Below are 12,207 nucleotides of genomic sequence, written 5' to 3' on the forward strand. Positions count from 1 at the left end.
ACCACATCACGAACGAAAGGAACCATTCCCATGAAGATCACTCTCCACCGCAGCTACGTCGTCCTGGCGTTGCTCGTGGCCCTCGTCGGGGGCGTGCTGCTCGCCACCGCGAGCACCAGCGCCTCCGTGCCCGGGCACAACGACGCGAAGGTGGGCAAGGGCGCCAAGCCCACCGTCGTCCTCGTCCACGGCGCCTGGGCCGACGCCTCCGGGTGGCAGCGCGAGGTCGAGAGGCTCACCAGCGCGGGCTACCCGGTCATCGCGCCGGCCAACCCGCTGAGGGGCCTCTCCTCCGACGCGACGTACCTGCGCGGCATCCTGGAGACCATTCCGGGGCCGGTCGTGCTCGTCGGACACTCCTACGGTGGCGCGGTCATCAGCAACGCCGCCACGGGTCTGTCCAACGTCAAGGCGCTGGTGTACATTGCCGCGTTCGTCCCGGCCGCCGGCGAGCCCGTCGCGCAGCTCGCCCAGCAGTTCCCCGGCAGCCTGGCCACCGAGGACGCGCTGGACGCCCGCCCGTACTCGCTGCCCAATGGTGACCAAGGAGTCGACCTGTACCTGAAGTCGAGCATCTTCCGCGAGGCCTTCGCGGGCGACCTGCCCCAGCGCACCACCACGGTGATGCAGGCCAGCCAGCGTCCGTTCTCACTGGCGGCGTTCACCGAGCCGTCCGCAGAGCCGGCGTGGAAGACCACTCCGTCCTGGTACCTCCTGGCGACCAACGACAAGACCATCCCTCCGGCGGCCCAGGAGTTCATGGCCAAGCGGGCGGGCGCGAGGATCGTCAAGGTGAGGTCGTCCCACGTGGCCATGCAGTCCCACCCGGACGCCACCCTCGCCCTGATCAAGCAGGCGATCAGCTCGGTTCGATGAGCGAAGCACCGCAAGATCGACTCCCCCGGCCCATGGAGCCGGGGGAGTCGACGTCGCTAGAGTCCCCTGTCGTGGAGCACGCGACCGCCCACCTCGTGGGCAGGGCACCAGAGCTCGACCGGCTCCGAGAGTTCATCGGCGAGGCGGCCGCCGACGGTGGCGCGCTCCTGGTCGCCGGCGAGGCCGGCGTCGGCAAGACGGCCCTGCTCGGCCAGGCGGCTGCGTACGCCGTCGAGAGCGGCGTGCGGGTGGTCCGAGGCGCAGGCGTCGAGTTCGAGGCGGACGTCAGCTTCGCCGGCCTGCACCAGCTGCTGTCTCCGCTGGTCGATCAGCTCCCGCAGCTCCCTCCGACCCAGGCGCGAGCCCTCGGGGTCGCACTCAGCCTCGAGGAGGGGCCCACCCCCGACCGGCTCACCCTGGCGAACGCCGTGACCGCGCTTCTCCGTGCTGCCTCTGCCACGACACCGCTCCTCCTCGTCGTCGACGACATGCAGTGGCTCGACCTCGCCAGCGCCATCGTCCTCGGTGGCGTCGGACGACGTCTCGCCGGCTCCCAGGTCGGTCTGCTGGGCGGGGTCCGTACCGGCGAGGCGAGCCCCGTCGAGTCGAGCGGCTTCGAAGAGGTGACGGTGCAGCGCCTCGACGACGACTCGGCCGCAGAGCTGCTCACCGACGCCTTTCCCGACCTGGCCGCGCGCGACCGCGCCCGGCTCCTCGCCGCGGCGGAAGGGAACCCGCTGGCGGTCCTGGAGCTGCCTCGCGGCCTGGCCGATCCCGGGACACAGCGGCCGACGCCCGTGGGCCGACGCCTTCGCGGCCACTTCACCCGACGACTCGGCACCCTGCCCGACGCTGCCCGGGAGCGGTTGCTCCTGGCCGCACTGTCCGGCGAGTTCCCACCCGGCCCCACCGACCTCGACGCAGCCGAGCGGGCGGGCCTGGTGCATGTCGACCCGGTGACCGGCGTCAGGTTCAGGCACCCGCTGGTTCGCTCCGCGGTCGTCGAGGCATCCGTCCACGCCCAACGACGGATGGCGCACCTGGCCCTCGCCGCACGGTGGCCGGAGGAGTCCGAGCAGCGCGCCTGGCACCTCGCGGAGGCCGCCAGTGGCCCGGACGAGGACGTCGCCGCGCTGCTGGAGAGTGCGGCCCGGCGCACTCGCGACCGCGGAGACCCGGTGGGAGCGGTCCGGCTCCTGCTGCGATCGGCCGCCCTGAGCACCACCGCCGACGAGCACGGCCGCCGAACTCGGCTCGCGGCGTTCCTGGGCATCGACGTGACCGGCGACCTCCAACCCGTCGCACCCACCGACGCGGGCACCCTCGAGGCGGTCGTTCCCCGGGCGGCCTACCTGCTCCAGACCGGCGGCGACATCGACACCGCGCACCGACTCCTCGTCGATGCGCTGAGCACGGTCGCCGATCCCACCGATGCTGCGGATCCAGCCCTGACCGAGGCGCTCTACGTGCTCGGCTCCGCCGCGTTCTTCGGGTCACGGCCCGGGCTCGCCGAGCCGTTCCACGACGCCCTCGCCAAGCTCTCCCCCGCCCCACCCGAGCTCCTGACCCTCCTGGGCGCCACCTTCGTGGAGCCCGTCCGGCTCGCGGCGCCCCTCCTCGAACGGCTCGACCACGCCATCGCCCACATCGGCGACGACCCCGACCCGGCCCGCGTCGCCCGGATCGGCATCGCCGCGGTCTACGTCGACCGCACGGCAGGATGCCGGGACGCGCTGCAGCAGGTCGTGCAACACGGTCGAGCCGGTGGCGCGGTGACGTCGGCGATCGAGGCCATGACATTGCTCGCCTGCGACGCGGTGCTCGGCGGCGACTGGGACGGCGTCCGGGCGATCGCGGACGACGGGAGGGCACTCGCCGACCGCCACGGCTACCGGCTCCTCGGCGGCATCCTCCAGTACGCCGACGCGATGGTCGCCGCCGGACGCGGCGATCACGAACGGAGTCGCTCCCTGACGTCGGACCTGGTCGAGTGGGCTGCGCCGAGCCGGCTCGGCTACGTCCTCCAGTTGGCGGCCCACGCCGACGCCGTCGCCGACCTGGGCCGGGGCGACCACGACGCGGCGTACCTGAGGGCACTCGAGACCTGCACGACCGAGACCGTCCCAGCCCACGCGCCCCACGCACTGTGGGTCTTCCTCGACCTCGTCGAGGCGGCCATCCGCTCGGGCCGCCGGGACGAGGCCGTCTCCCACGTCCGGCACCTCGTCTCGGCCGACGTGGTCCGACTGTCGGACCGCCTCGCGTTCGCCGTCGCAGCGGCCTCCGCCCTGGTGGCGGCGGACGACGACTTCCACGACGCGTTCGAGACGGCCCTCCAGCTGCCGGACGCCGGCCGCTGGCCGTTCCACCAGGCAAGGGTCCAGCTGGCCTTCGGCGAGCGACTGCGCAGGTCCAAGGCGATCGCCGAGTCGCGGCACCAGCTCAGGTCCGCGTTGGCCACCTTCGATCGCCTCGGGGCTCGGCCGTGGTCCGAACGCGCGACCGTCGAGCTGCGCGCCAGCGGCGAACGGGTGGCCGCGACGGCCGCTGCCGCGACCGACGCGCTCACACCCCAACAGCTGGAGATCGCACTGCTCGCAGCCGAGGGACTCAGCAACAGGCAGATCGGCGAGCGCCTCTACCTGTCGCCACGCACCGTCGGCACCCATCTCTATCAGCTGTTCCCGAAGCTGGGCATCACCTCGCGCGCAGCGCTCCGCGACGCGCTCGCGGATCTGTCCCGCGCTCCGCGTGCGTGAGAACGGACTCCCGAGCAGGTGAGCTGGGCGCATCGCCTGATGCCAGGGGCAGAACGACCAGCCCTCACCGACGTGATCGTCCACGTCGGCGAGGGCTGGGCTCTCGGCAGGGTGTTCCCCGACGGGGCCTGCTCAGCGGGTGTGCGCGAGCCGCCCGGCCAGGACCGGGACGACGATCGCCGCGGCCACGACGTGCAGCGTCATCAGGCTGACCGCGGAGGCGGCGTCGAAGTCGAAGGCGACGTCCGGGACCAAGGACAGCACGGTCAGCGTGACGGTCGTCCGCACGAAGGTACGACGCGGACGGCGCGCCTTGCGGGCCATGACGGCCGCGATGCCGACGCCGACGAGGGAGAAGATCAGCGTCAGCTGGGTGAACCCGAGGAGGGGGATGCTGCCGCCGGTGCTGTCGGCGAAGGAGACGCCGGCCGCGGAGGCGATCGCCGCCAGGACGGTCGTGGCGGCCGCGGCGGCGACGGCCGCGGCGATGCCGTGCTTCCAGACGGGCTGCCGCTCGGCGGACACGGCGGAGGCGGTGGTGGGGGCTGCGTGGTGGGGGGCTGCGTGGTGGTGTGCTGCGTGGCGGTGTGCTGCGTGGTGGTCACGTCGGACTCCGTTTCGTCGGCGGGCCGCCCGATGCGACCTGCTCATGCCTTCTCCACGAACGGGTGGATACCGATTCGACAGGCCGCAGGAGGAATTCTCATCGGCCGCGCCGGTCGCGGGGCGGCAGCTCGCACCCGCGGGCTCTGGTTGGATGCGGGACCATGCAGGTCCCGCTCGGCGCCGCCCGGCTGCTCGCCCGTCGCGTCGTCCGGCCGGTGCTCGGCACCCGGCTCTCCCCCGCCCGCCAGCGACCCGGACCGCGCTGCTCCACCTGCACGGCGGCGCGTACGTGGTGGGCTCGCCGGTGACGCACCGGGCGTGCGCCGCGCACCTCACCGACGCCGCCCGAGCGGGTCGACGACCCGCTGCTGACCCGGCCCGCTGTTCGTGCACGCCGCGAGCGGCGAGCTGTTCGTCGACGACGTGGAGCGGTTCGTGGCGGCGGCGCGGGCGGTCGGCGTGGCCGTCACCCACCGGCGGCTCAAGGGGCACTGGCACGTCACGCACCTGTACGCCGGCCTGGTCCGGGAGGCGACCGAGGTCGTCCGCGAGCTGGGCGGCTGGCTGCGGGGCGCGTTGCGAGGCTAGCGGCCCGTCCAGCGCGGCTCGCGCCGCTCGAAGAACGCCGTGATCCCCTCGGCGACGTCGGCCGAGGCGAGCAGCCGCTCGTGGGCGGCATGGCTCGCGGCCCAGCTGGCGGTCTCGTCGCCGTTGATCTCGTCGTGCGCCAGCGCGAGCGCCGCGCGGACGGCGAGCGGGGCGTTGCCGCTGATCGTGGCAGCGAGGCCGAGGGCGACGTCGAGCGTCGTACCCGGCTCGACGAGGCGGTTGACGAACCCCAGCCGCTCGGCGCGCTCGGCGCCGATCGGCTCGCCGGTCAGCAGCAGCTCGCGGGCGACATTGGCGGGCAGCACCCGGGGCGCGCGGAAGACGCCGCCGAAGTCCGGCATCAGGCCGCGCTTCACCTCGGGGAAGCCGAAGGTCGCGGTCCGCGAGGCGACGACGAGGTCGCAGCACAGCACCAGCTCCAGGCCGCCCCCGAGCGCGTAGCCCTCGACGGCCGCGACCAGCGGCTTGGGCCGGATGCGCGACATGATGCCGGCGATGCCGCCGCGCTCGGTCGGCTCGCCCGGCCCCTCGGCGAGGTCGGCGCCGGCCGAGAACACGTCCGGGCCACCGGTGAGGACGCCGCACCACAGCTCGTCGTCGTCCTCGAGCAGGTTGAGCGCCGCGTCCAGGCCGCGGGTGACCGCGCCGTTGATCGCGTTGCGCTTGGCGGGGCGGTCCAGGCCGATGACGAGGGTGCGGTCGACGCGGATGGTCTGCACGGCCGGCCCGGCCGCCTCCGGGGCGCTGTCGGTCATGCGGGAGACTCTAGGGATGACCATGGAGATGTTCATCCACGACGAGACCCCGACCGACGAGGTCGACCGTCGCGAGAAGGTCCTCTCCGGCCTCGCCGACTCCGTGCGCGACCTCGTCGACGCGACCATCCGCAGCACCGTGCCCGACGACGAGCTCGCGGCCGTCCGGGCGGAGGTCGCGGCGCTCGCCGCCCGCCTGCGCCGGCAGCAGCTGCCCGGCCCGGCGGGCGTCCACTACAACTCCGAGGGCCGCAGCTGGAACTGGGGCAACGCCGTCGTGGGCCTCGGCAACGCGGTCGCGCCCCCAGTCGAGATCGTCCACGACGCGTTCGGGAGCGCGTACGCCGAGATGACGCTCGGCGCGGCGTACGAGGGACCGCCGGGGATGGTCCACGGCGGCGTGTCCGCGCTGATGCTCGACCAGATCATGGGCGAGACGGCGAGCGGCTTCAAGCGGCTCACGATGACCGGGACGCTCACCCTGCGCTACCGGCGGCCGCTGCCGCTCGGGCCGGTCCGGATGGACGCCCGGATCGCCGGCGAGGAGGGCCGCAAGATCACCGTGGAGGCGCGGATCGGCGTCCCCGGCGAGGACACCGCGGTCGAGGCGACCGGGCTGTTCCTCATCCCCCGATGGGCGTCGGTCGACGAGACCGAGCAGGGCTGGTCACGCTCGGCGGAGGGCTGACTCCCGTCCTCAGGCGCCGGGGCGGTCGACGAGGTCGACCAGCCGCTGCGGCGCCTGCAGGCAGAAGGAGTCGGTGAGCAGCTCGCCGAGCTCCTCCCAGTCGGTGTCGTCGTCGAGCAGCATGCCGACGACATTGCCGCCCCACTCCGCCTTGAAGTACGGCACCCCGAGGTGCTGGAAGGCCATCACCTCCTCCGGCTCCGCGCGGAAGATGATCCGGAACAGCTGGTCCTCGCCGCCGAAGACGTGGGCGACCGTCGCCGTCGTACCGCTCACACGCCAGCGCACGCCCGTCCACGCGTCCTCCTCGCGGCAGTCCGGCAGGCGCGCGAGGAGCGCGCGCAGCCGGGCGAGGTAGCGGCCGGGCACGTCGGGGCGGGTCGGTCGGGCCACAGCAGGAATCTGCCACAGGTCACCGACACCGGCCGCCGCGCACCCATGTCGCCGAGGGCCGATGAGATCGCGCGGTCGGGCAGGTCTCCATCCGGTACCGACCAGCAGGGAGTTGAGATGTCTCGCGTGACCCTCTCCACGGCCATGTCCCTGGACGGATTCGTCACCGACCCCCAGGACGACGCCGCCACCAGCCGGATCGTGTTCGACGAGGGGAAGGCGACCGGCGCGGTCGTCACCGGCAGGCCGACCGGCGACGTCGCCGGCTACAGAGACGGGGACGGGGACGGGGACGGGGACGGGGACGATCACGACGGCGTGCCGATCTTCGTTCCCACGCATCGAGCGCCGGCCGACAGCCCGCTCCGGCTGGTCCACTACGTGACCGACGGGATCGAGGCCTGCGTCGCACGGGCCAAGGAGGCGGCCGGGGACCGGGATGTCCTGCTCCACGGCGCCGCCACCGCGCAGGCGGCGCTCAGGGCCGGCGTCCTCGACGTGATCGAGATCCAGCTCCGGCCGGTCCTGCTGGGCCGGGGCCGGCTCCTGTTCGACCAGCTGCCGCCGGACCACATCGAGCTCGACCTGGTGCGTGCCCTCGAGGCCCCCGGAGTGCTCCACCTCCGCTACGAGGTCCGGCGCCGATGACCGCCTCGTCCACCGGTGGCGCGACGCGCGCGACGTCGCCCGTCCGGCTCTACATGTCCATGTCCCTCGACGGATTCATCGCCGGCCCCGACGACCGGCCCGGCCAGGAGCTCGGCCGGGGCGGCGGCCGGCTGTTCGACTGGCTCGACGACAGACTCGCCCCCGGCGTCAACGGGCAGGTGTACGGCGAGGCGGTCGGCACCGGGGCGGTCATCTCCGGGCGGCGGACCTTCGAGCTGGCCGGCCGATGGAACGGCGATCACCACGACGGGGTGCCCATCCACGTGCTGACCCGGCGCCCCGCGGACGGCGAGCCGCCGCCCGCCGGGACGACATTCCACACCGACGCCGCCACGTGCGCCCGGCTCGCCCGGGCCGGCGCGCGCGGCCGGCCGGTGATGGTCCACGGGCCGGCGCTGCGCGGGCTCTGCTCGAGGCCGGCCAGCTCGACGAGCTGGAGATCCATCTCGTCCCCGTGCTGCTGGGCGCCGGCCGGCGCCTGTTCGACGCGCGCGACCCCGGCGATGTCGAGTGGGAGCTGGTACGACGGCTCGAGGGTCGCGGCGCCACCCATCTGCGCTACCGGATCCGCCGGTGACGTTCCGGCAGCGGGTCGCAACGGGATGCCGATCGCGGAGCGTCAACTCCAGGTTGACAATCCGGAGTGCGTCAACGCATCGTTGACACATGCCCGCCACGTCGCCCAGCCCCGTCCCGGCCTCCGCCCTCGCGCTCGTCGTCGTCGGCATCGGCCTGACCACCACCGCCCTCGCCCTGGACGGCCTGGTCCGCGGCCTGTGCCAGGGCGCGGGCATCGCGATGATCCTGGTCGGCGTGGCCGTGCTGTCCGCCCACGCGCGGCGCCGGCGCGACAGTGACGGCGACGGCGACGGCATGTGGCTGCCCAGCCGCGACGAGGACCGGCCGTGAGCGATCTCGCCGACACCATCGGCCGCGCGATCCTCGCCGGCACCGACGCGAGCGACCGGCTCGCCCTGGTCCGTCGTACGGCGGACGCCGACCTGGTCACCGCCGACCTCCTCCAGCAGGCGGTCAACGCCGCCCGCGCCGGCGGGCACAGCTGGTCGGCCATCGGCGGCACCCTCGGCCTGACCCGGCAGGCCGCCCAGCAGCGGTTCGGCCGCGAGGCCGCCCCCGCCGCCGACGATCCGGAGGAGCGCTGGCTCGGACCGGTGACCGCCTTCGACGAGATGGCCGAGCTCGAGCTCGCCGGCCGCCTCGGCTGGCGCACGACCGGTGCCGGCCTGCTGCGCCACCGGGTCGTGCGCACCCCCACACAGTGGGAGCACAAGCGGGTCGTGTGGACCGGCAGCCTGGCCCGCTACGAGCGCGACGGCTGGCAGGTCGGCTGCCGGGCCTTCCCGTGGGTCTACCTCGTCCGCGACACCGGCGAGCCGGCCGAGGCGGCGCCCACCGGCGAACAGTGACCTCGACCTTCTCGGCCGTGGAGGCGGCGGTGTGGTCGTGGTGGCGGCCGGGACCGTCCCGCCGGCGATCGTCGGTGTCGCGACCTGCGCCGGTCACGTCCTGAGCTCGCCCACGTCCTCCGTCTCGCCCTGGAAGTAGCTGTCGAGCAGCCACTGCGCCCGCCGCGCGCCCCAGCGGCCGAGCCGGTCGCGGCCACCGGGCAGGTGGCGGAGCACGCGGTAGCGCAGTGTGTTGAGCGGCACCAGATAGGCATGCGCCCAGGGCGGGCGGATCGGGAGGCCGAACTCGCGCATGCTCTCGGGCCCGAGGAAGACGGTGAGCATGGAGAGCAGCCGCTCGCGCTCGTAGCGCGCCCGCAGCGGCTGCAGCGGCGCCGGCCAGCCGGGATAGCGCCGCAGCGCCTGCGCCTCGACGACAGCCTGCGCCAGCTGCGGCCCCGCCTCGGTGAGCGGGCCCTGGGCGAGCAGGACGTGGTAGTCGATGCGGTGCCGCTCCCACTCGTCGTCGACGAGGAAGTCGGGGTGCACGCCCATCAGCCAGCCGACGTACTTCCACAGGTGCATGAGGGCGCGCGACTCGGACCGGGAGACGGGTACGCCGAGGGCGCGGGACCCGATGATGAGCACGCCGTCGAAGAGTCCCAGGGTGGAGGCCTGGTCGGCCTGGTTGATCGGCAGGCCCCACTGCGCCGTGTCCCAGCGGTCCTCGAAGGTGCCGTTGACCAGCGCGTGCATCAGGCGCACGTGCACGGTGAGCCGCCAGCCCTCGCCGGGCGCCCGGCCGTCGCGCGGCGGCAGCAGCGAGCCGGGGTCGGTGAGGCTGGCGCCCCACTTCTGGGTCTCGGCGAGGCGGCGCAGGGTCTGGTCGCCGGTCAGGCCGCCGGTGGCGACGAGCAGGTCGGTGGGCCCGCCGAACCGGTAGCCGCCGACGAGGGAGAGCTGGAGCAGCACGTCCTGCGCGTTCTGCCCGAGCCGGCGGAAGACCCGGGCGCCCTCCTCGACCAGGTCGCGGTCGAGCCACTCGGGGTCCGTCTCGAGCGTCGCGAAGAAGTCGGCGAGCGCCGGCGGGGCGTCCGGTACGGCGGCGAGGCCGTCCCCGAGCGCGCGACGGAAGTCCTCCATCCGGACCCGCCCCTCGGCGTCCCCTCGCAACCGGATCGCGTCCGCGAGGCGCGCGCCGAGCTCGTCGCGCTCGAACATCGCGCGCCCGATCCGGTCCAGCAGCGCCTCGTCGACGCCGCGGACCCGGCCGACCACCTTGAGCGGGCGCCCGAGACGCCGGTTGCGCTCGCCCCCGGCGCGGAAGCGGGCGGGGTGGGCCGGTGATGTCACGTCCGTCGTCATGCCCCCATCGTGACGCGAGTCATTACTCGCATTCAACTCGCGAATGCCGTACCCTCCCCTCGTGCGCAAGGCTCCGCAGCAGGCCCGGTCCCGGGAGATGGTGGAGCGGATCGTCGCCGCCGGTCGGACCGTCCTCGTCGAGCGCGGGTACGACGCCTTCAGCACCAACCGGGTCGCGACCGTCGCGGGGGTGAGCCCCGGCTCGCTCTACCAGTACTTCCCCGACAAGGCCGCGATCCTCGCGGTGGTCATCGACCGCTACTGGGAGGAGGTCGCCGAGCGGGTCGCGGCGTCCCTGGCCGACCGGATCGGCGCGTTCGGCCCGTCGATGGTCCGCGACACCGCCGACGCCCTGCTCACCGCGCTCGAGGCGGACCGCGAGCTGCTCCGGGTGGTCGCCGAGGAGCTGCCGATCCAGCGCAGCAAGGAGCGCCGGGCCGCCCTCGAGCGGCGGGTCCGCGAGCTCGCGGCGACGTACCTCGCCGCCCGCCCCGACCTCACCCACCGACCGAGCCCGGCCATCGCCGCCTGGGTCGTGGTCAACGCGGTCGAGAACCTCGCGGTGCGGTGGGTGCTCGACCAGCCGTCCGTGGTGTCGCGCGAGCAGCTGCTCGACGAGATGGTCGCGCTGGTGGGCGGCTACCTGCTCGCTTGAGCTGCCGCTTCCGGCGCGTCCACTCGTCTCCACAGGTGTCATGTATCAGGACATCCCTGACAGTTCTGTATCAGTAGATTCCTGACGTTTGGGCGGCGTTGGGTCCTGACACTTCTGGCTCTGTTGAGCAGTGTCGAATGAACCTGTTGATCCCCGTGTCCGACTCGCTATCGCACTGTGGCCTGATGACGCTCCCCGCGGAGCGGTGTCCACCTTCTGTGCCGAACACGGGGTGTCGAGGGAAACGTTCTACATGCTCAGGCGGCGTGCGGCCGCCGACGGACCAGCGGCGGCTCTGGAGCCGCGATCGAGGCGTCCGCGGACCAGTCCCAACAAGGTCGGCGACGATGCGCGTGAGCAGGCCCTGGGCGTGCGGGCAGCGCTGGAGTCTTCCGGCTTGGATCACGGGCCGATCAGCGTCCACGACAAGATGATCACGATGGGCTTTGAGTCCGTCCCGTCGGTCGCGACGCTGGCGCGGATCTTCCGCGAGGAAGGTGTGGCGCGCAAGGAGCCTCGCAAGAAGCCGCGTTCGGCCTGGCGCAGGTTTGTGTATCCGGCCCCGAACGCGTGCTGGCAGATGGACGCCACCGAATACGTGCTCACCGGCGGCAGGAAGTGCGTGATCTTCCAGCTCATCGACGACCACTCGCGCTACGCCGTCGCCTCTCACGTCGCGTGGGGCGAGACATCCGCGGCCGCGATCGTGGTCTTCGACAAGGCCGTGGCCGCGCACGGAGTCCCACAACGGCTGCTGTCTGACAACGGGACAGCGCTCAACCCCTCCCGACGCGGATTCGTGGGCCAGCTTGTCGAGCACGTGTCGTCCTTGGGCGTCGAAGCGATCACCGGCAAGCCCTACAAGCCCACCACTCAGGGCAAGAACGAGCGCTTCCACCAGACCCTGTTCCGCTACCTCGACAAGCAGCCCCTGGCCGCCACGCTCGCCGAACTCCAGGCACAAGTCGACGCATTCGACCTGATCTACAACACCGAGCGCCCCCACCAGGGACTGCCAGGCCGCATCACGCCCCAGACCGCTTGGGAGGCCACCGAGAAAGCCGAAGCGCCACGCCCCAAGCCCGAGGAGCCCTTCCTCGTCCAGGCCGCCACCAAGCGACTTCAGCCCTCGACAGCACCGCAGGACCTGCCGGCCGGCACCAGTCTCAGGAGGTTGAGCACCGCGGGCACCTTCATGCTGGCCGGAGTCAACTACAAGGTCGACGGACGCTACGGCTTCCAGCAAGTCCTGGTCATCGTCGAGGGCGACACCATCACCGTCGCCGACCTCGAAGGCGAGATCCTCATCGAGCACCAACGCGCCCCCGCCGGCGTCCGATACGTCGGCAACGGCCGACCACCCGGAGGACGCGGACCCGAAGAAGTGTCAGGGAAGTCCTGAGACACCTTCTGTCAGGGATGTCTT

The 12,207-nt window shown here is 72.9% G+C and carries 16 protein-coding genes; 11 read left to right on the forward strand and 5 right to left on the reverse strand.

Annotated features, from left to right (window positions below; translation table 11 throughout):
* Window positions 1-30: 30 nt before the first annotated feature.
* Entirely contained in the window at window positions 31-876 is an 846-nt protein-coding gene (locus tag FIV44_RS06410; protein ID WP_141003726.1) for an alpha/beta fold hydrolase, read from the forward strand.
* Window positions 877-947: 71 nt separating this feature from the next.
* Window positions 948-3,635, forward strand: coding sequence for an ATP-binding protein (locus FIV44_RS06415; protein ID WP_181411024.1), 2,688 nt, complete (start codon window positions 948-950; stop codon window positions 3,633-3,635).
* Window positions 3,636-3,767: 132 nt separating this feature from the next.
* Here FIV44_RS06415 and FIV44_RS06420 read toward each other — a convergent pair whose 3' ends face one another.
* Window positions 3,768-4,160 (reverse strand): DUF6069 family protein, encoded by a 393-nt coding sequence (locus FIV44_RS06420; protein ID WP_141003728.1) that lies wholly within the window; start codon window positions 4,158-4,160, stop codon window positions 3,768-3,770.
* A 242-nt stretch (window positions 4,161-4,402) separates the two neighbouring features.
* Between FIV44_RS06420 and FIV44_RS30300 the strand changes: the two genes are divergently transcribed.
* Window positions 4,403-4,549 carry a hypothetical protein gene (locus FIV44_RS30300; protein ID WP_181411025.1) on the forward strand — a complete coding sequence of 49 codons (147 nt, stop codon included), beginning with the start codon at window positions 4,403-4,405 and terminating at the stop codon, window positions 4,547-4,549.
* A 79-nt stretch (window positions 4,550-4,628) separates the two neighbouring features.
* Entirely contained in the window at window positions 4,629-4,829 is a 201-nt protein-coding gene (locus FIV44_RS06425) for a hypothetical protein (RefSeq protein ID WP_141003729.1), read from the forward strand.
* Here the strand turns inward: FIV44_RS06425 and FIV44_RS06430 are convergent.
* A complete protein-coding gene (locus FIV44_RS06430; RefSeq protein WP_141003730.1) occupies window positions 4,826-5,605 on the reverse strand; it encodes an enoyl-CoA hydratase-related protein in 780 nt (259 codons plus the stop codon). The two genes, FIV44_RS06425 and FIV44_RS06430, sit on opposite strands and share 4 nt — an antisense overlap.
* 16 nt (window positions 5,606-5,621) lie before the next feature.
* Here FIV44_RS06430 and FIV44_RS06435 point away from each other — a divergent pair, with 16 nt between their 5' ends.
* Window positions 5,622-6,293 carry a PaaI family thioesterase gene (locus FIV44_RS06435; RefSeq protein ID WP_246086845.1) on the forward strand — a complete coding sequence of 224 codons (672 nt, stop codon included), beginning with the start codon at window positions 5,622-5,624 and terminating at the stop codon, window positions 6,291-6,293.
* Between the two features lie 9 nt (window positions 6,294-6,302).
* On the opposite strand, the gene FIV44_RS06440 is transcribed toward FIV44_RS06435, so the two are convergent.
* Window positions 6,303-6,686 carry an MmcQ/YjbR family DNA-binding protein gene (locus FIV44_RS06440; protein ID WP_181411026.1) on the reverse strand — a complete coding sequence of 128 codons (384 nt, stop codon included), beginning with the start codon at window positions 6,684-6,686 and terminating at the stop codon, window positions 6,303-6,305.
* Between the two features lie 117 nt (window positions 6,687-6,803).
* On the opposite strand from FIV44_RS06440, the gene FIV44_RS06445 reads away from it, so the two are divergent.
* Window positions 6,804-7,334: a dihydrofolate reductase family protein gene (locus FIV44_RS06445; protein WP_181411027.1), complete on the forward strand. Its 531-nt coding sequence runs from the start codon at window positions 6,804-6,806 to the stop codon at window positions 7,332-7,334.
* 259 nt (window positions 7,335-7,593) lie between these two features.
* On the opposite strand, the gene FIV44_RS33520 is transcribed toward FIV44_RS06445, so the two are convergent.
* Window positions 7,594-7,800 (reverse strand): hypothetical protein, encoded by a 207-nt coding sequence (locus FIV44_RS33520; RefSeq protein WP_342778883.1) that lies wholly within the window; start codon window positions 7,798-7,800, stop codon window positions 7,594-7,596.
* Window positions 7,801-7,809: 9 nt separating this feature from the next.
* On the opposite strand from FIV44_RS33520, the gene FIV44_RS33525 reads away from it, so the two are divergent.
* From FIV44_RS33525 to FIV44_RS06460, 3 genes are all read left to right on the forward strand, one after another.
* Window positions 7,810-7,932, forward strand: a complete 123-nt coding sequence (locus FIV44_RS33525) for a dihydrofolate reductase family protein (protein ID WP_342778884.1) — start codon at window positions 7,810-7,812, stop codon at window positions 7,930-7,932.
* 89 nt (window positions 7,933-8,021) lie between these two features.
* Window positions 8,022-8,264 carry a hypothetical protein gene (locus tag FIV44_RS06455; protein WP_141003733.1) on the forward strand — a complete coding sequence of 81 codons (243 nt, stop codon included), beginning with the start codon at window positions 8,022-8,024 and terminating at the stop codon, window positions 8,262-8,264.
* Entirely contained in the window at window positions 8,261-8,782 is a 522-nt protein-coding gene (locus tag FIV44_RS06460; protein WP_141003734.1) for a hypothetical protein, read from the forward strand. Before FIV44_RS06455 ends, FIV44_RS06460 begins: the two co-directional genes overlap by 4 nt.
* A 93-nt stretch (window positions 8,783-8,875) precedes the next feature.
* On the opposite strand, the gene FIV44_RS06465 is transcribed toward FIV44_RS06460, so the two are convergent.
* A complete protein-coding gene (locus FIV44_RS06465) occupies window positions 8,876-10,126 on the reverse strand; it encodes an oxygenase MpaB family protein (protein WP_141003735.1) in 1,251 nt (416 codons plus the stop codon).
* A 61-nt stretch (window positions 10,127-10,187) separates the two neighbouring features.
* On the opposite strand from FIV44_RS06465, the gene FIV44_RS06470 reads away from it, so the two are divergent.
* Together FIV44_RS06470 and FIV44_RS06475 are read left to right on the forward strand one after the other, a co-directional pair.
* Window positions 10,188-10,781, forward strand: a complete 594-nt coding sequence (locus tag FIV44_RS06470; RefSeq protein WP_219996319.1) for a TetR/AcrR family transcriptional regulator — start codon at window positions 10,188-10,190, stop codon at window positions 10,779-10,781.
* Between the two features lie 130 nt (window positions 10,782-10,911).
* On the forward strand, window positions 10,912-12,183 hold the full coding sequence (locus FIV44_RS06475; protein WP_141003736.1) for an integrase core domain-containing protein: 1,272 nt from the start codon (window positions 10,912-10,914) through the stop codon (window positions 12,181-12,183).
* The last annotated feature ends 24 nt before the right edge of the window (window positions 12,184-12,207 follow it).

The sequence above is a fragment of the Nocardioides humi genome (assembly GCF_006494775.1).
Classification (GTDB): Bacteria; Actinomycetota; Actinomycetes; order Propionibacteriales; family Nocardioidaceae; genus Nocardioides; species Nocardioides humi.